This window comes from Sphingomonas echinoides ATCC 14820 (genome assembly GCF_000241465.1).
Lineage (GTDB): Bacteria > Pseudomonadota > Alphaproteobacteria > Sphingomonadales > Sphingomonadaceae > Sphingomonas > Sphingomonas echinoides.
In genome coordinates this window covers 308,942-323,643 of sequence record NZ_JH584235.1, presented here as the reverse complement: position 1 = coordinate 323,643, position 14,702 = coordinate 308,942, and the positions used below count along the sequence as shown (strand labels likewise).

Genomic DNA, 14,702 nt, shown 5'->3' with positions numbered 1-14,702 from the left:
GCGGGAGGGGAGTTTTGCGGACGCTGCGCCTGTGGCTCTGGGCTCCTGCCTGCGCGGGAGCGCTGGCGCTGCAGGGATGCACCTCCACGGGTAACGTCGTGTCCCTCGTCACGCACCGTTCCTACACCGGCTATCCTATGGTTGCGGACGCCGAGGTCGCGCCCGGCATGCAATTCCTCTACGGCTCGGGCGAAGCCGCCGCGCTCGATCATCAGGCGTATAACACACTGGTCGATGCCGTGCGCCGCCGCTTGGCGAGCGAAAAGGCCGATCCCAAGGCGATGAGCGACCGCACCTCGGCGGTGCTCACCCCCGATGCAACGCTCGACCAGCCCGAAACGCTTCCCTGCGGAGACCGCCCCCGCGCGGTGGTGTTCGACGTGGACGAGACGCTGCTGCTCAACCTCGGCTTCGAATATGACGATGCGACGCATCCGGGTGCCCCCTATGACGAGGCGCACTGGCTGCAATGGGAGCAAGCCGGGGTCGACCGGGTCGCGGCCGTGCCCGGCGCCATCGCCGCGGTCAACGAGCTCCGCACGATGGGCGTAACCGTGGTGTTCAACACCAACCGCAGTGCCGCCAACGCCGCCTTCACCGAAGCCGCGCTCGATCATGCCGGGCTTGGCCCCGCGAAACACGGCGAGACCTTGTGGCTGAAGGGTGATCTCGGCAGCGGCTCGGGCAAGGACTCGCGCCGCCAGGCAATCGCCGCGCGCTATTGCGTCGTGGCAATGGGTGGCGATCAGCTCGGCGATTTCTCCGATCTGTTCACCGGCACCCCGCAGCAGCGCCGTGCCGCCGTGTCCTCCCCCGCCATCCGCGGCATGTGGGGCCGCTTCTGGTTCGTCCTGCCCAACCCCGTTTACGGCACCGCGCTCAAGGGCGGGCTCGATGATGTTTTCCCAGCGGACAAACGCTGGACCCCGGCCGCAGGAGACAAATAATGGCCTGGACTCGCGATGAAATGGCGGCCCGTGCGGCGCGCGAGCTGCAGGACGGCTTCTACGTCAATCTCGGCATCGGCATCCCGACGCTGGTCGCCAACCATATTCCGGCGGGGGTCGAGGTCACGCTCCAGTCCGAAAACGGCATGCTCGGCATCGGCCCCTTCCCGCTCGCAGGCGAGGAAGATGCCGATCTGATCAACGCCGGGAAGCAGACGATCAGCGAATTGCCGCAAAGCGCCTATTTCAGCTCGTCCGACAGCTTCGCGATGATCCGTGGCGGCCATATCGATTTGACCGTGCTCGGCGCGATGGAAGTCGCCGAAAATGGCGACATCGCCAATTGGATGATCCCCGGCAAGATGATCAAGGGCATGGGCGGCGCGATGGATCTCGTCGCGGGCGTCAAGAAGATCATCGTGGTGATGGAGCACACCTCCAAGAATGGCGACCCCAAGTTCATCCCGGCCTGCACCTTGCCGCTGACCGGCAAGAACGTGGTCGACATGATCATCACCGATCTGGCGGTATTCCAGCGCCCCGACCATCAATCGCCGTTTAAGCTGATCGAGACGGCCCCCGGTGTGACGATTGAAGACATCGCCGCCAAAACCACGGCCCACTATATCCGCTGACGACGTCCAAGCTCGCCGTTTGTCCGCGCGAACGGCTTGGTCCGTGTAACATTCTGTCGCCTGCACCTTGAACTGGCGCATCTTTCGGTTAAAGACCCCCAATGGCTAGCCGTCCCCTCACCCTGTATGAAAAGATCTGGGCCGATCACGTCGTGGAACGCCGCGACGATGGCACTTGCCTGATCTATATCGATCGCCACCTCGTCCATGAGGTCACCAGTCCGCAAGCCTTTTCGGGCCTTCGCGCCAATGGGCGCGCGGTGCGACGCCCCGATCTGACGCTGGCCGTGCCCGATCACAATCTGCCGACGACCGCGCGGCGCGACGCCGCCGGGGCTCCGCTGCCGATCGCCGATCCCGAAAGTGCGGCGCAGCTTGACGCGCTGCAGACCAACACCCGCGATTTCGGCATCGACTATATCGACGCGCTCGCCCCCGAACAGGGCATCGTCCACGTCGTCGGCCCGGAGCAAGGCTTCACCCTGCCCGGCACGACTTTGGTCTGTGGCGATAGCCATACCTCGGCGCATGGCGCGCTCGGGGCGCTCGCCTTCGGCATCGGCACCAGCGAGGTCGAGCATGTGCTCGCCACGCAGACCTTGCTGCTTGGGCAGTCCAAGACGATGGAGGTGCGGGTCGATGGCGCGCTCGGCTTCGGGATCAGCCCCAAGGATGTGACGCTGGCGATCATCGGCAAGATCGGTGCCGCCGGGGGCACGGGCTATGTGCTTGAATATACCGGATCGATCATTCGCGAGATGTCGATCGAGGGGCGGCTGACCGTGTCGAACATGTCGATCGAGGGCGGTGCCCGATCAGGGTTGATCGCGCCCGACGCGACCACCTTCGCCTATCTCAAGGGCCGCCCGATGGCACCGCGCGGAGCCGCTTGGGATGCGGCCGTCGCTTATTGGCAGACGCTGCCGAGCGACCCCGGTGCGGTCTATGACCGCGTCGTCACGCTCGATGCCACCGACATCGCGCCGCAATTGACCTGGGGCACCTCGCCCGAGGACGTCGTCGCGATTACTGGCGTCGTCCCCGATCCGGAAAGCTTCGCCGATCCCGCCAAGCGCGATGCCGCGCATAAGTCGCTCGCCTATATGGGCCTCACCCCCGGCACGGCGATGCAGGATATCGGCGTCGATTATGTCTTCATCGGCAGTTGCACCAACAGCCGGATCGAGGATTTGCGCGCCGCCGCAGCGGTCGCCAACGGACGCCGCGTCTCCGATGGCGTGCACGCGCTGATCGTGCCGGGATCCGGGCTGGTCAAGCGTCAGGCCGAAGCCGAGGGGCTCGACCGCATCTTTCTCGCCGCCGGTTTCGAATGGCGCGAGCCCGGCTGTTCGATGTGTCTCGCGATGAACCCGGATAAAGTACCGCCAGGGTTACGCTGCGCTTCCACTTCGAATCGTAATTTCGTAGGACGGCAGGGTCCAGGCGCGCGGACGCATCTGGTGTCACCGGCGATGGCAGCGGCTGCGGCGGTGACCGGCAGACTGTGTGACGTGCGAGATCTGGTAACACATCCCGCGGAAGGGGATCGAGTATGAAGCGTGTTCTGGTTGTGCTCATCATGGGCACCGTGTTGAGCGGTCTCGCCGCTTATGCCGCCACCGCCAAGACCAGCGCGATCGGTATATCCGCCGGAAAATAACGCGCGGCTGGTGTCGCATGCCCGCCTGCCGTGTCGGTCGGGCTGGAAATCTAGGGACAATATTCCATGATGACGATGTTTCGCATGGGCTCCGGCGGCTATCGCCCAGCGGGAGCGCAGTGATGCAGGCGGTAACGCGCGTGTCCGGCACGGCCTATCCGTGGGGGCAGAAGAATGTCGATACCGACGTCATTATCCCCGCGCATTGGCTGAAGACCGTTACGCGAGAGGGCCTTGGCAAGGGCGCGTTTGAAACGGTGCGCGCGCAAGCGGGCAATGTCTTCGACGATCCGCGCTATGCCGGTGCCCAGATCCTGATCGCGGGCGACAATTTCGGCTGTGGCTCCAGCCGCGAACATGCCGCCTGGGCGCTTGCCGACATGGGCATCATCGCCGTGATCGCGCCCAGCTTCTCCGACATTTTTTCCGGAAACGCCTTCAAGAACGGGATCGTCGCCGTCGTGCTGCCGCAAGATGCGATCGACCGGCTGCTCGTGGTCGCGCAGGACCAGCCGATCACCGTCGATCTTGAAACGATGACCGTTACCACCCCCTATCAGGATCGTTTTCCGTTCGAGCTCGACGCCTTCCGACGCCAATGCCTGATGGAAGGGCTGGACGAAGTCGGTCTGACACTGGCAAGAGATACCCAGATTTCGAAATACGAAGCCGGGGTAGCAGAACACCGGCCGTGGATAAGCGGAGAGCGGGCACATGCGGGCATTGTTGTCGAAGGCAGCGGGCGGACCTGAAACACTAGTCATCGATGACCTGCCCGATCCGGTGGCAGGGCCGGGCCAGGTGGTGGTCGCGGTCAAGGCGTGCTCGATCAACTATCCCGATGTGCTGATCATCGAGGACAAATATCAGTTCAAGCCGCCGCGCCCGTTCGCGCCGGGCAGCGAAATCGCCGGAGTGATCGACAGCGTCGGCGCTGGCGTGACCGAGTGGAAGCCCGGCGACCGCGTGATCGCGATGACCGGGTCGGGCGGGCTGGTCGAAAAGATCGCCCTTCCCGTCGCCAGCCTGTACCGCTTGCCCGAAGGCCGCAGCTTCGCTGAAGGCGCGTCGCTATTGCTGACATATGGCACTACGATCCATGCCCTGCTCGACCGCGGACACCTTGCCGAGGGGCAGACCTTGCTCGTGCTGGGCGCGGCGGGCGGCGTCGGGCTGGCCGCAGTGGAACTCGGCAAAGCCTTTGGCGCACGCGTCGTCGCGGCAGTGTCGTCCGAGGAAAAGGCAGAGGCCGCCCGACAAGCCGGTGCGGACGACACGATCGTCTACGCCCGCGCCCCATTCGACAAGGACCAGTCCAAGGCCCTGGCCGAGCAATTCAAGGCGGCAGGCGGCAAGGGTGGCTATGACGTGATCTACGATCCGGTCGGCGGCGATTATGCCGAACCCGCGCTGCGTTCCATCGGCTGGGAGGGGCGCTATCTCGTCGTCGGCTTCCCCGCCGGCATCCCCAAATTGCCGCTCAACCTCACCTTGCTCAAAAGCTGCGACGTGTGCGGCGTGTTCTGGGGCGCGTTCGCGGCGCGCGACCCGGAGGCGAACCGCGCGCATATCGAGCGGCTGTTTTTGTTGTGGAGAGACGGCCAGATCGCGCCACGCGTAACGGAGACCTTCGCGTTCGAAGATGGCGGCAAGGCCATCGCCAAGATGGCCGCGCGCGGGGCCATCGGTAAACTCGTCGTGTCGGTCTCGGAATAGGCCCCCTACCCTTCCTCGGCCGGTGCCGGGGAAGGGCTCAGGAAGCGGACATATCCCGCAAATCCGATCAACGCTGTCGCCATCGCCGCAACCCACACCGGCCCAATCGTCTGCCAGAGCAGATACACGTTCAGCACGGCGACCCCCGTACAGATCGTATAACCCATCACCTTCACCCAGCCAGGATTGGCGTATTCCCCCATCCGCGCGCGGTCGCTCGTCGCCAGCATCAGCGGAAAGATCGCGAAGGGCAATTGCATCGACAGCACGACCTGGCTGACGACCAGCAATTCGACCGTGTCTTTGCCGCCGGTCGCCGAAATCACGATCAGCGCGGGGATGATCGCGAGCGAGCGCGTCACCAGGCGGCGCAGCCACGGCCGCACCCGGATGCGCAGGAACCCCTCCATCACGATTTGCCCGGCAAGCGTTCCCGTAATGGTGCTCGACTGTCCGGACGCCAGCAACGCCAGCGCAAACGCCGTCGCGGCTGCTCCGCCCAGCGCCGGACGCAGCAATTGGTGGGCGTCCTGCAATTCGGTCACCACTACGCCGCTGCGCCAGAACACCGCCGCCGCGAGCACCAGAATCGCGGCATTGACGAAGAATGCGGCCCCCAGCGCGAGCACCGTGTCGACCGTGTTGAACGCCAGCGCAGCTTTGATGTCCCGCCCCCCCTTGCCAAAGGCACGGGTCTGCACGATCGCCGAATGCAGATACAAATTATGCGGCATAACCGTCGCCCCAAGGATCCCCAGCGCAACAATCAAGGCCGCTTGATTGGGGATGGACGGCGTAATCGCGCCAAGGGCGGCCGCGCCCCAGTCGGGTTTGGCGAGATAGATCGTATAGGCGAAGCACGCAGCGATCGTGGAGACGAGCGCGATCACCACCGCCTCGATCTTGCGGAACCCCAAATTGATCAGCAGCAACAGCAGCAACACATCGAGCCCTGTGACCAGCACGCCCCATAACAGCGGCAATCCGAGCAACAGGTTCAGCGCCACGGCCGACCCAACCACCTCCGCCAGATCACACGCAATGATGGCGATTTCGCACAACAGCCACAGGCCGATCACCACCGGCCTGGGATAATAATCGCGGCACGATTGCGCGAGGTCGCGCCCGGTCACGATGCCGAGCCGCGCGCACAGCACTTGCAGGAAGATCGCCATCAGGTTTGAGGCGAGGATCACCCACAACAGCGCATAGCCGAACTGGCTGCCGCCCGCGAGATCGGTGCCCCAATTGCCGGGGTCCATATAGCCGACCGAGACCATGAAGCCCGGCCCGGCGAAACCCAGCCATTGCCGCCAGCGCGGCTGACTCGCATCACCGGTTTCCCACACCTTCACCGTGCGGTGCGCCTCCGGCAGCGATGGGATAAAATCCTGTGCGCCGGGCGGCCGAAGGACAATTTTGGGGGAAGGTCGGTCGGGGAAAAGCGGCATTGGGGTTTTGCAATTCCCGATTGAAGCACATACGGTCGGCGGCGTTTATACCGCGCTACGGCGATTGGGCCACCGCCAAGCGCGCGAAAGCAGCGCAAACGGCACCTTTTGCGCGCCCGCTTATTGCAGGCGTTGCGCACGGCCCGGCTCACGCTTATCTCGGTCGGGTTATTCGACAGGCCCAAGGGACCATCCACATGACCACTTTCGACGATCGCGAGCGCGCCTTCGAGACCAAATATGCCCGCGATGAAGAAGTCGCTTTCCGGATCGTGGCCCGCCGCAACCGTCTGCTGGGCCAATGGGCCGCGACACAGATGGGGCTGACTAAGGAAGAATCCGACGCTTATGCAACCGCCGTGGTCCAGGCGGATTTCGAGGAAGCTGGCGACGAGGATGTGATCCGCAAGCTCGTCAGCGATCTGACCGCTGCCAATGTCGCAATCGACGAAGCGGCGATCCGGCGCACGATCGAGGAAAAGACGATCGAAGCACGCCGTCAGTTGATGGGGTCCGAATAATGCCGATGGCGGCCGACGAAATCGAGGCGCTGATCGTCGCGGGCATTCCCGACGCGCGCGTCGAAATGACCGATCTGGCGGGTGATGGCGATCATTGGGCGGCGCGTGTCACCGCCGAGAGTTTTCGCGGGTTGCCGCGGCTGAAACAACAACGCGCGGTCTATGCCGCACTCGGTGATCGCATGGGCGGCGTGCTCCACGCCCTCCAGCTTACGACCGCCGTGCCTGTACAGGAGTAAGATAATGAGCACTGACCCAGACCAGATCCGTATCGCCGAACTCGTCGGCAAAAGTGACGTCCTGCTGTTCATGAAGGGCAGCCCACTCTTCCCGCAATGCGGTTTTTCCAGCCGTGCGGTGGCGATTCTCAACCATCTCGGCGCAGAGTTCGACAGCGTCGACGTACTGCAGGACCAGGGCGTGCGCCAGGGCATCAAGCAATTTTCGGATTGGCCGACGATTCCCCAGCTTTACGTGAAGGGCGAGTTCATCGGCGGTTCCGACATCATGATGGAAATGTATGAAAGCGGCGAGCTTGCGACGTTGCTTGAAGAGCAAGGTGTCGTGAAAGCGGGTTGATGGCCGGGTCGGGCGGGCCGCGCTGAAGCGCTGGCCCGCCCTGCTGAAGCGATTACCGCTCGGCGTGCTCATTGTTATGCAGCCTGCGTGCCAATTGCCGCAAAGCGCTGATTTCCAATACGATCTATAGTTAATCGGTCGCCGGTGACAGCACCGACCGTAAAGAAATCCGACACTGCTGAAAACCGCGCCGTCCGCGATCCCGGCCTACCCAAAGCGCCAACGCCTCGCTAAAAACCGGCGATGCACAGCTCCACCACCCCCCGCACCGGCGGCCGTATCCTGGTCGACCAGCTTGTCGCGCAAGGCTGCGACCGCATCTTCACCGTCCCGGGCGAGAGTTTCCTTGCCGTGCTCGACGCGCTGCACGACACGCCCGAGATCGATCTGGTGGTGTGCCGGCAAGAGGGCGGAGTCGGCTTCATGGCCTGTGCCGATGGCGCGCTGACCGGGCAGCCCGGCGTCGCCTTCGTCACGCGCGGGCCGGGTGCCACCAATGCCTCGATCGGCGTCCATGTCGCGATGCAGGATTCGCAGCCGATGGTGCTGTTTATCGGCGATGTCGACCGCGCCACCAAGGACCGCGAGGCCTTTCAGGAAATCGACTTTCCCGCGATGTTTGGTCCCATCGCCAAATGGGCCGCCAAGATCGACGACGCCCGCCGCATCCCCGAATATGTCGCGCGCGCCTGGAATGTCGCGATGAGCGGGCGGCCAGGGCCGGTGGTGCTGGCGCTGCCCGAGGACATGCTGCTCGATGAAGTGGTGGCCGTAGACCGGCCCCGCATCGATCGCGTGGTGCAAGCTGCAGATTCGCTCCAAATCGCCGCGCTCGCGGGTGCCCTGTCGGCTGCGGAGCGTCCCCTTGCCATCATCGGCGGTGCGGGCTGGACCACCGCCGCCACGCGCGATTTCACGCTTTGGGCGGAGCGCACGGGCCTCCCGGTCGCCGCCGCTTTCCGCCGTCAGGATGCGATCGCCAACACCTCCCCGGTCTGGGCGGGCAATCTCGGCTACGGCCCCAATCCGCGCTTGGTCGAGCGCATCAAGCAGGCCGATCTGCTGCTCGTCATCGGCCCCCGCTTGGGCGAAGCCACCACCGATGGCTATACGCTGATCACCTCTGATCATCCCGGCCAGACGCTGATCCACGTCCACCCCGATCCCGCCGAACTTAACCAGACCTATCGCGCCGATCTCGCAATCTGCGCCGACATGACCTCCTTTGCCGATGCAGTGCTCGCGATCGACCATCCGCCGTTTGACAGCGGTGCCGCCGCCCATGCCGACTATCTCGCCTGGTCCACCCCCGCCTCGCGTGAGGGCGTAAAACTCGATCTCGGCCCCTGCGTCGCAGAAATGCGCGAGCAGCTCCCGGCGGACAGCATCATCTGCAACGGCGCTGGCAATTACAGCGGCTGGTGGCACCGCTACTGGCGCTACGAGCGGAACAGCCAACTCGCCCCCACCGCCGGCGCAATGGGCTATGGCGTCCCCGCCGCCACCGCCGCCGCTTTGCGCCATCCGGATCGTACCGTCGTGGCGCTCGCGGGCGACGGGTGCTTCCTGATGAACGGGCAGGAACTCGCGACGGCGGTGGCGCACGGCGCAAACATGCTCGTCCTCGTCATCGACAATGGTGCTTACGGTACGATCCGGATGCATCAGGAACGCGAATTTCCCGGTCGCGTGAGCGGCACCACGCTCGCCAATCCGGACTTTGCGGCGCTCGGACGCGCTTATGGCTGCTGGGCGGAAACGGTCGATACGACGGCAGAGTTTGCCCCCGCCCTCGCTCGCGCGATGGGCCAGACCGGCGTGCGCCTGCTCCACCTCAAAACCGATGTGGAGACCATCACCGCAGGCACCACGCTGACCGCCATGAAAAAGGCCGCCTCGCGGTAGCGAAGCGGCCTCCTTTCACCACGTCAGGCTGGCTCAGATATCGTCGCCGAGCGCGCCCTTGATCTTGCCTGCGGTCTGCTGGGCCTTGCCCTTCAGCTCCTGTGCAGCGCCTTCGGCCTGCGTATCAGGATTGTCGCTGTGCTGCTTGGCCTTGCCAATGGCTTCGTTGACGTTGCCTTTGATCTTGTCGATGAGTTCGCCCATGAGAGCTTCCTTTCCGTCTTGCGCCAAGAAGGGGCGATGTCGGTTGGACGACATCAGCGGCTTCTGATTGTAAAACAGCTTAAAATCGAACAGGTTCCCAAATACCTTGGCTAAACCCATCCGCCCTGGCGCGTTCGAGGCGCGCGACTGGATCGAACGCATGATCGAGCCGCTGCCGCGCGGTGGCAGGATCCTCGATCTTGGTTGTGGCGCAGGCGAGCCGATCGGGCGCTTTCTGATCGCGCGCGGCCACGCGGTCGTTGGGGTCGATCACGCGCAATCGATGATCAACTTGGCGCAAACGCGGTTTCCGCGCGAGCGCTGGGTCAAGGCCGATATGCGCACCGTCACGCTCGACGGGCAGTTTGACGGCGTGATCGCCTGGAACTCGCTGACCTGGTTTACCCACGCCGACCAGGCGCTGATGGCGCGCCGCGCCGCCGACTGGCTGAAACGCGGCGGGCGGCTCTTGTTCAACGCGCCGCCCGACCGCGACCCGACGCGTGACGACTATCGCAGTGGAACGCCCTATCGCGCCGACTTGGAGGCGGCCAATTACAGCGCGGCGATCCAAGCTGGCGGCATGGTCGAAATGGCGTATGTCGCCGAAGATGCCAGTTGCGGCGGCGCGGGCGTCTGGCTCGCGCGCAAGCCTTAAGGGGCCACTTTCCGCAGAAAAGCGAGCACAGGCAACCAATTGTCTTCCGCGCCCTTTGGGTCTTTGGCGCGGATCAACGTCGAAGAGCCGTGCACGCCCTGCTTGGGGATATAGCGCGTCACCAGGCGGGATGGCATCGCATCGGCAATGCTCTTGGCGGCGGCGGTTTCCTCATCACTGGGGGCGGCGGTAATATAGGCAGGGACCGATAGCTGCGCCGCCGCGCGCTTTATAAGCTGCTTGTCGTCGAAATATTCGCCCGGCGAAAACGACAAAATCGCGGTTATTTTTTGGCGATTGCTCGCCCCCACCACAAAGACCAGCGCAGCCGAATAGCTGCTCCCCCACAGGATCACCGGGGCGTGCTGCTGCGTCGCCCAGTCAATCGCGGCTTGCAGATCGGGAACCGCCTCCAGATAGGTTGCGGGATGCGGATATTGCGCGCTGGTCTCGTTCGGGCCGTACAGCGTGCCACCGGCGCGCTGATCGATCGCCAACGCGCTATAGCCTGCGGCCACCAGCCGCGGCGCGATCGTGCGATATTCGTCCTTGCTTGATCCCGCTTGGTGAAACAGCAGGATCGTCGCCTTGGGATGCTCGGCACGGAACAGCCGCCCAAAGACGCGCTTTCCATCCGCCGCCGTCAGCGTCACCGCCTGGGCTGGTGCCTCGAACGCTGAAGCGGTGGTGTCGGCCTGCGGCGCGCTGCACGCCGTTAGGAGCATAGCGATGGGAAGAAGGCGGTGCATCATGCGCGCAAGGCTAGGCCGATCGTCGCCGGAATAACAGCGCGTGGGTTAAATGAGCCCCGCTAAAGGACTGGACGGATCGGCATAGCGCCGCTTGCCCATCCGCCCCGCCAGATAGGCCATGCGCCCGGCCTCGACGCCCGCCTTCATCGCCGCCGCCATCAGCACCGGGTCCTTGGCCTCGGCAATCGCGGTGTTCATCAACACGCCGTCGCAACCCAGTTCCATCGCCGCCGCCGCATCGGACGCGGTGCCGACCCCGGCATCGACCAGCACGGGCACGCTCGCCCCTTCCACGATCAGCCGGATCGTCACTTGGTTCTGGATGCCCAGGCCCGATCCGATCGGCGCGCCCAGCGGCATGATCGCCACCGCGCCCGCATTTTCCAGCCGCTTCGCCGCAATCGGATCATCGACGCAGTACACCATCGGCAGGAAGCCTTCCTTGGCCAGCACCTCGGTCGCGCGCAGCGTCTCCACCATGTCCGGGTACAGCGTCTTGGCCTCGCCCAGCACTTCCAGCTTCACCAGATCCCAGCCGCCCGCCTCGCGCGCCAGCCGCAGCGTGCGAATCGCCGATTCGGCATCGAAACACCCCGCCGTGTTCGGCAGATAGGTCACTTTCTTGGGGTCGATGAAATCGGTCAGCATCGGCGCATTGCGATCCGACACGTTGACACGTCGTACCGCTACCGTAACGATCTCCGCGCCCGAGGCTTCCAGCGCCGCCGCATTCTGCGCGAAATCCTTATATTTGCCGGTGCCCACGATCAGGCGCGAACGGAACGTCCGGCCCGCCACCGTCCACGTATCGGCCTTGACCACCGGCGCATGGTCGCCGCCGCCGACGAAATGGACGATCTCCAGCGTATCGCCATCTTCCACCTGCACCTGCGCCAGCGTCGAGCGCGGCACCACTTCCAGATTGCGCTCCACCGCCACCTTTTCCGGCAGCAAGCCAAGGTCGGCGGCAAGATCGGCCAGGCTCAACCCAGCGCGCACACGGCGATGCTCGCCATTGATCTGGATCGTCAGGGTTCCATCGGTATGGGGCATCTGTAACCGGGGACTATCCCCGCCTCCGTTCGGGCTGAGCGTGTCGAAGCCCTCTCCGCCCCCACCCGTTGAGAGGACGAAGAGCCCTTCGACAAGCTCAGGGCGAACGGGCTATGGCTGCGCATCACCTAGGCGTCTGCCTCACGTCATTCAACCGGAAGACTCACATGCGCGAAACCATCTTCGTCCTCAACGGCCCGAACCTGAACCTGCTCGGCACGCGCGAGCCGGAAATTTACGGCCATGAAACGCTCGACGACATCGCCGGTCAGTTGGAAGATCGCGCCCGCGACCTCGGGCTGGACATCGACCTGCGCCAGTCCAACCATGAAGGGCATTTGATCGACTGGCTGCACGAAGCCCAGGCGTTGCCCGCCAAGGCCGTGCTGCTCAACGCCGGGGCCTTCACCCACACCTCGATCGCGCTGTACGATGCGATCAAGGCGATCCGCACGCCGGTGATCGAAGTCCACCTCTCCAACCCGCATGCGCGCGAAGCTTTTCGCCATATCAGCCGTATCTCGCCTGTGGCAAAGGGCACGATCTGCGGTTTTGGGGCACTTTCCTATCTGCTGGCGCTTGAAGCGGCGGCACGACTCTGACAGGACGCGCCGCAATAAGGGAGATAATGGGGTCGTATGGCCGAAGAAACACACACCGATGCAATGCGGATCGATGTCGATCTGGTGCGTCAGCTCGCCCAGCTGCTGGATGACACGCAGCTGACCGAAATCGAAGTCGAGGATGGCGGTCGCAAGATCCGCATCGCGCGCAAGGCTGCCGCCGTTGCCGCCGCGGTGCAATATGCCCCCGCGCCCGCAGCAAGCGCGCCCGTCGCGGCCATGACCGCACCCGCCGAGATCGTCGCCGCACCGCAGGCCACCTTCAACGCGGTCAAGTCGCCGATGGTCGGCACGGCCTATCTGTCGCCCAACCCGGAGGCTAAGGCCTTCGTCAGCGTTGGCGACACGGTTGCAGCGGGCGATACCCTGCTCATCGTCGAGGCGATGAAGGTGATGAACCCCATTCTCGCCCCCAGCGCCGGCACGGTGAAGGCCGTGCTCGTCGAAAGCGGCCAGCCGGTCGAATTCGACCAACCACTGGTCGTCGTCGAATAATATGGCCGAAATCAAGAAACTGCTGATCGCGAATCGCGGCGAGATCGCGCTGCGCATCCACCGTGCCTGCCATGAAATGGGCATCCAGACGGTCGCGGTGCATTCGACCGCAGACAGCGATGCGATGCATGTGCGTCTGGCCGATCAGGCGATCTGCATCGGGCCGCCTTCGGCGGTCGAGAGCTATCTCAACATCCCCAACATCATTTCCGCGGCCGAAATTTCGGGCGCGGACGCGATCCATCCGGGCTACGGTTTCCTCAGCGAAAACGCCAAATTCGCCGAGATCGTCGAGGCGCACGACATCATTTTCGTCGGCCCCAAGCCCGAACATATCCGCACCATGGGCGACAAGATCGAGGCCAAGCGCACCGCAGGCGCGCTCGGCCTGCCGCTGGTGCCGGGCTCGGCCGGGCCGATCAGCGATTTGGCCGAGGCCAAGGAAATCGCAGCGGCCGCGGGCTATCCCGTCATCATCAAGGCGGCGTCGGGCGGCGGCGGGCGCGGCATGAAGGTCTGCACCTCCGAGGATCAGCTCGAAACGCTGATGCAACAGGCCGGCAGCGAGGCGAAGGCCGCGTTCGGCGATGCGACCGTCTATCTTGAAAAATATCTCGGCAACCCGCGCCACATCGAATTTCAGGTGTTCGGTGACGGCAATGGCAACGCCATCCACCTGGGCGAGCGCGACTGCTCGCTCCAGCGCCGCCACCAGAAGGTGCTCGAAGAAGCCCCCTCGCCCGTGCTGGGCGAAGAGGACCGCGCGCGCATGGGCGGCATCTGCGCCAAAGCGATGGCCGATATGGGCTATCGCGGTGCCGGCACGATCGAATTCCTGTGGGAAAATGGCGAGTTCTATTTCATCGAAATGAACACGCGCCTGCAGGTCGAACATCCCGTGACAGAAGCGATCACCGGGCTCGATCTGGTGCGCGAGCAGATCCGCATCGCCGAAGGCCATGGCCTGACGCTGCGGCAGGAAGACGTGCAGTTCCGCGGCCACGCCATCGAATGCCGCATCAATGCCGAAGACCCGCGCACCTTCGCGCCGTCGCCCGGCCTGGTGAAGGCCTATCACGCCCCCGGCGGCATGAACGTCCGCGTCGATAGCGGGCTCTATGCCGGCTACCGCGTGCCGCCTTATTACGATTCGATGATCGCCAAATTGATCGTCTACGGCACCACGCGTGCCGGCGCGATCCGCCGCCTGCGCCGCGCGCTCGAAGAGTTCGTGATCGAAGGCCCCACGACGACCATCCCGCTGCACCAGGCCTTGATCGAGGATCCCGACTTCCAGGACGGAAACTATACGATCAAGTGGCTGGAAGAATGGCTGGCGCGCCAGGAGTCCTGAGCGACCTTTATCCTCCAACCGTCACCCCGGCCTCGTGCCGGGGTCCACGCCGCAGCGTCTGAAGGCGCTGGGCTGCGAAATGCGCTGTGTCGTCGGTCAATTACGCCAAAAGAAACGCATAATCAGCTTTACAAGCCAGCATACCTGTT

Annotated in this window: 17 protein-coding genes; 13 read left to right on the top strand and 4 right to left on the bottom strand. The window is 64.3% G+C overall.

The annotated features are described in order from the left end of the window. Positions 1 to 98 precede the first annotated feature (98 nt). The 5 genes from ON00_RS01305 to ON00_RS01285 all read left to right on the top strand — a co-directional run bounded on the left by ON00_RS01305 (position 99) and on the right by ON00_RS01285 (position 4,958). The gene (locus ON00_RS01305) at positions 99 to 947 is read left to right on the top strand and encodes an HAD family acid phosphatase (RefSeq protein WP_245535613.1); all 849 of its coding nucleotides are present in this window, start codon (positions 99 to 101) and stop codon (positions 945 to 947) included. Next, complete coding sequence (locus tag ON00_RS01300; protein ID WP_010402652.1) at positions 947 to 1,582, top strand: CoA transferase subunit B; 636 nt, start codon at positions 947 to 949, stop codon at positions 1,580 to 1,582. Before ON00_RS01305 ends, ON00_RS01300 begins: the two co-directional genes overlap by 1 nt. A 101-nt stretch (positions 1,583 to 1,683) precedes the next feature. Next, complete coding sequence (gene leuC / locus ON00_RS01295; protein WP_010402651.1) at positions 1,684 to 3,138, top strand: 3-isopropylmalate dehydratase large subunit; 1,455 nt, start codon at positions 1,684 to 1,686, stop codon at positions 3,136 to 3,138. 226 nt (positions 3,139 to 3,364) lie between these two features. After that, on the top strand, positions 3,365 to 3,994 hold the full coding sequence (gene leuD / locus ON00_RS01290) for a 3-isopropylmalate dehydratase small subunit (RefSeq protein WP_010402650.1): 630 nt from the start codon (positions 3,365 to 3,367) through the stop codon (positions 3,992 to 3,994). Beyond that, a complete protein-coding gene (locus ON00_RS01285; RefSeq protein WP_010402649.1) occupies positions 3,957 to 4,958 on the top strand; it encodes an NADPH:quinone oxidoreductase family protein in 1,002 nt (333 codons plus the stop codon). The genes leuD and ON00_RS01285 overlap by 38 nt, the downstream gene beginning before the upstream one ends. A gap of 5 nt (positions 4,959 to 4,963) precedes the next feature. On the opposite strand, the gene ON00_RS01280 is transcribed toward ON00_RS01285, so the two are convergent. Next, the gene (locus ON00_RS01280) at positions 4,964 to 6,409 is read right to left on the bottom strand and encodes an Nramp family divalent metal transporter (RefSeq protein WP_010402648.1); all 1,446 of its coding nucleotides are present in this window, start codon (positions 6,407 to 6,409) and stop codon (positions 4,964 to 4,966) included. Positions 6,410 to 6,606: 197 nt separating this feature from the next. Here ON00_RS01280 and ON00_RS01275 point away from each other — a divergent pair, with 197 nt between their 5' ends. The 4 genes from ON00_RS01275 to ON00_RS01260 all read left to right on the top strand — a co-directional run bounded on the left by ON00_RS01275 (position 6,607) and on the right by ON00_RS01260 (position 9,414). Continuing rightward, positions 6,607 to 6,930, top strand: coding sequence for a DUF1476 domain-containing protein (locus ON00_RS01275; RefSeq protein WP_010402647.1), 324 nt, complete (start codon positions 6,607 to 6,609; stop codon positions 6,928 to 6,930). Further along, on the top strand, positions 6,930 to 7,169 hold the full coding sequence (locus ON00_RS01270) for a BolA/IbaG family iron-sulfur metabolism protein (protein WP_010402646.1): 240 nt from the start codon (positions 6,930 to 6,932) through the stop codon (positions 7,167 to 7,169). The genes ON00_RS01275 and ON00_RS01270 overlap by 1 nt, the downstream gene beginning before the upstream one ends. 4 nt (positions 7,170 to 7,173) lie before the next feature. Further along, positions 7,174 to 7,509 carry a Grx4 family monothiol glutaredoxin gene (grxD, locus tag ON00_RS01265; protein WP_010402645.1) on the top strand — a complete coding sequence of 112 codons (336 nt, stop codon included), beginning with the start codon at positions 7,174 to 7,176 and terminating at the stop codon, positions 7,507 to 7,509. Positions 7,510 to 7,752: 243 nt separating this feature from the next. Next, positions 7,753 to 9,414, top strand: coding sequence for a thiamine pyrophosphate-binding protein (locus ON00_RS01260; RefSeq protein WP_010402643.1), 1,662 nt, complete (start codon positions 7,753 to 7,755; stop codon positions 9,412 to 9,414). A gap of 33 nt (positions 9,415 to 9,447) precedes the next feature. On the opposite strand, the gene ON00_RS01255 is transcribed toward ON00_RS01260, so the two are convergent. Then, complete coding sequence (locus ON00_RS01255) at positions 9,448 to 9,618, bottom strand: CsbD family protein (protein ID WP_029622322.1); 171 nt, start codon at positions 9,616 to 9,618, stop codon at positions 9,448 to 9,450. Between the two features lie 160 nt (positions 9,619 to 9,778). On the opposite strand from ON00_RS01255, the gene ON00_RS01250 reads away from it, so the two are divergent. Beyond that, positions 9,779 to 10,276 (top strand): class I SAM-dependent methyltransferase, encoded by a 498-nt coding sequence (locus tag ON00_RS01250; RefSeq protein WP_010402639.1) that lies wholly within the window; start codon positions 9,779 to 9,781, stop codon positions 10,274 to 10,276. Here the strand turns inward: ON00_RS01250 and ON00_RS01245 are convergent. After that, the gene (locus tag ON00_RS01245; protein WP_245535514.1) at positions 10,273 to 11,028 is read right to left on the bottom strand and encodes an alpha/beta hydrolase; all 756 of its coding nucleotides are present in this window, start codon (positions 11,026 to 11,028) and stop codon (positions 10,273 to 10,275) included. The two genes, ON00_RS01250 and ON00_RS01245, sit on opposite strands and share 4 nt — an antisense overlap. 45 nt (positions 11,029 to 11,073) lie before the next feature. Further along, on the bottom strand, positions 11,074 to 12,081 hold the full coding sequence (gene thiS / locus ON00_RS01240; RefSeq protein WP_010402635.1) for a sulfur carrier protein ThiS: 1,008 nt from the start codon (positions 12,079 to 12,081) through the stop codon (positions 11,074 to 11,076). Positions 12,082 to 12,248: 167 nt separating this feature from the next. Between thiS and aroQ the strand changes: the two genes are divergently transcribed. From aroQ to accC, 3 genes are read left to right on the top strand one after another with little or no spacing between them, the layout of a single operon-like run. Beyond that, on the top strand, positions 12,249 to 12,683 hold the full coding sequence (gene aroQ, locus ON00_RS01235; RefSeq protein WP_010402634.1) for a type II 3-dehydroquinate dehydratase: 435 nt from the start codon (positions 12,249 to 12,251) through the stop codon (positions 12,681 to 12,683). A 36-nt stretch (positions 12,684 to 12,719) separates the two neighbouring features. Beyond that, on the top strand, positions 12,720 to 13,199 hold the full coding sequence (accB, locus tag ON00_RS01230) for an acetyl-CoA carboxylase biotin carboxyl carrier protein (RefSeq protein WP_010402633.1): 480 nt from the start codon (positions 12,720 to 12,722) through the stop codon (positions 13,197 to 13,199). A gap of 1 nt (position 13,200) precedes the next feature. Then, complete coding sequence (gene accC, locus ON00_RS01225; protein ID WP_010402632.1) at positions 13,201 to 14,553, top strand: acetyl-CoA carboxylase biotin carboxylase subunit; 1,353 nt, start codon at positions 13,201 to 13,203, stop codon at positions 14,551 to 14,553. Positions 14,554 to 14,702 lie beyond the last annotated feature (149 nt).

Bases quoted from the DNA above. Each gene is read 5' to 3' on its own strand.
- ON00_RS01280 (WP_010402648.1), bottom strand. From the start codon at position 6,409: ATGCCGCTTTTCCCCGACCGACCTTCCCCCAAAATTGTCCTTCGGCCG.
- ON00_RS01260 (WP_010402643.1), top strand. From the start codon at position 7,753: ATGCACAGCTCCACCACCCCCCGCACCGGCGGCCGTATCCTGGTCGAC.
- accB (WP_010402633.1), top strand. From the start codon at position 12,720: ATGGCCGAAGAAACACACACCGATGCAATGCGGATCGATGTCGATCTG.
- ON00_RS01285 (WP_010402649.1), top strand. From the start codon at position 3,957: ATGCGGGCATTGTTGTCGAAGGCAGCGGGCGGACCTGAAACACTAGTC.
- aroQ (WP_010402634.1), top strand. From the start codon at position 12,249: ATGCGCGAAACCATCTTCGTCCTCAACGGCCCGAACCTGAACCTGCTC.
- ON00_RS01270 (WP_010402646.1), top strand. From the start codon at position 6,930: ATGCCGATGGCGGCCGACGAAATCGAGGCGCTGATCGTCGCGGGCATT.
- ON00_RS01250 (WP_010402639.1), top strand. From the start codon at position 9,779: ATGATCGAGCCGCTGCCGCGCGGTGGCAGGATCCTCGATCTTGGTTGT.
- ON00_RS01275 (WP_010402647.1), top strand. From the start codon at position 6,607: ATGACCACTTTCGACGATCGCGAGCGCGCCTTCGAGACCAAATATGCC.
- accC (WP_010402632.1), top strand. From the start codon at position 13,201: ATGGCCGAAATCAAGAAACTGCTGATCGCGAATCGCGGCGAGATCGCG.
- ON00_RS01245 (WP_245535514.1), bottom strand. From the start codon at position 11,028: ATGATGCACCGCCTTCTTCCCATCGCTATGCTCCTAACGGCGTGCAGC.
- thiS (WP_010402635.1), bottom strand. From the start codon at position 12,081: ATGCCCCATACCGATGGAACCCTGACGATCCAGATCAATGGCGAGCAT.
- leuD (WP_010402650.1), top strand. From the start codon at position 3,365: ATGCAGGCGGTAACGCGCGTGTCCGGCACGGCCTATCCGTGGGGGCAG.
- leuC (WP_010402651.1), top strand. From the start codon at position 1,684: ATGGCTAGCCGTCCCCTCACCCTGTATGAAAAGATCTGGGCCGATCAC.
- ON00_RS01255 (WP_029622322.1), bottom strand. From the start codon at position 9,618: ATGGGCGAACTCATCGACAAGATCAAAGGCAACGTCAACGAAGCCATT.
- grxD (WP_010402645.1), top strand. From the start codon at position 7,174: ATGAGCACTGACCCAGACCAGATCCGTATCGCCGAACTCGTCGGCAAA.
- ON00_RS01300 (WP_010402652.1), top strand. From the start codon at position 947: ATGGCCTGGACTCGCGATGAAATGGCGGCCCGTGCGGCGCGCGAGCTG.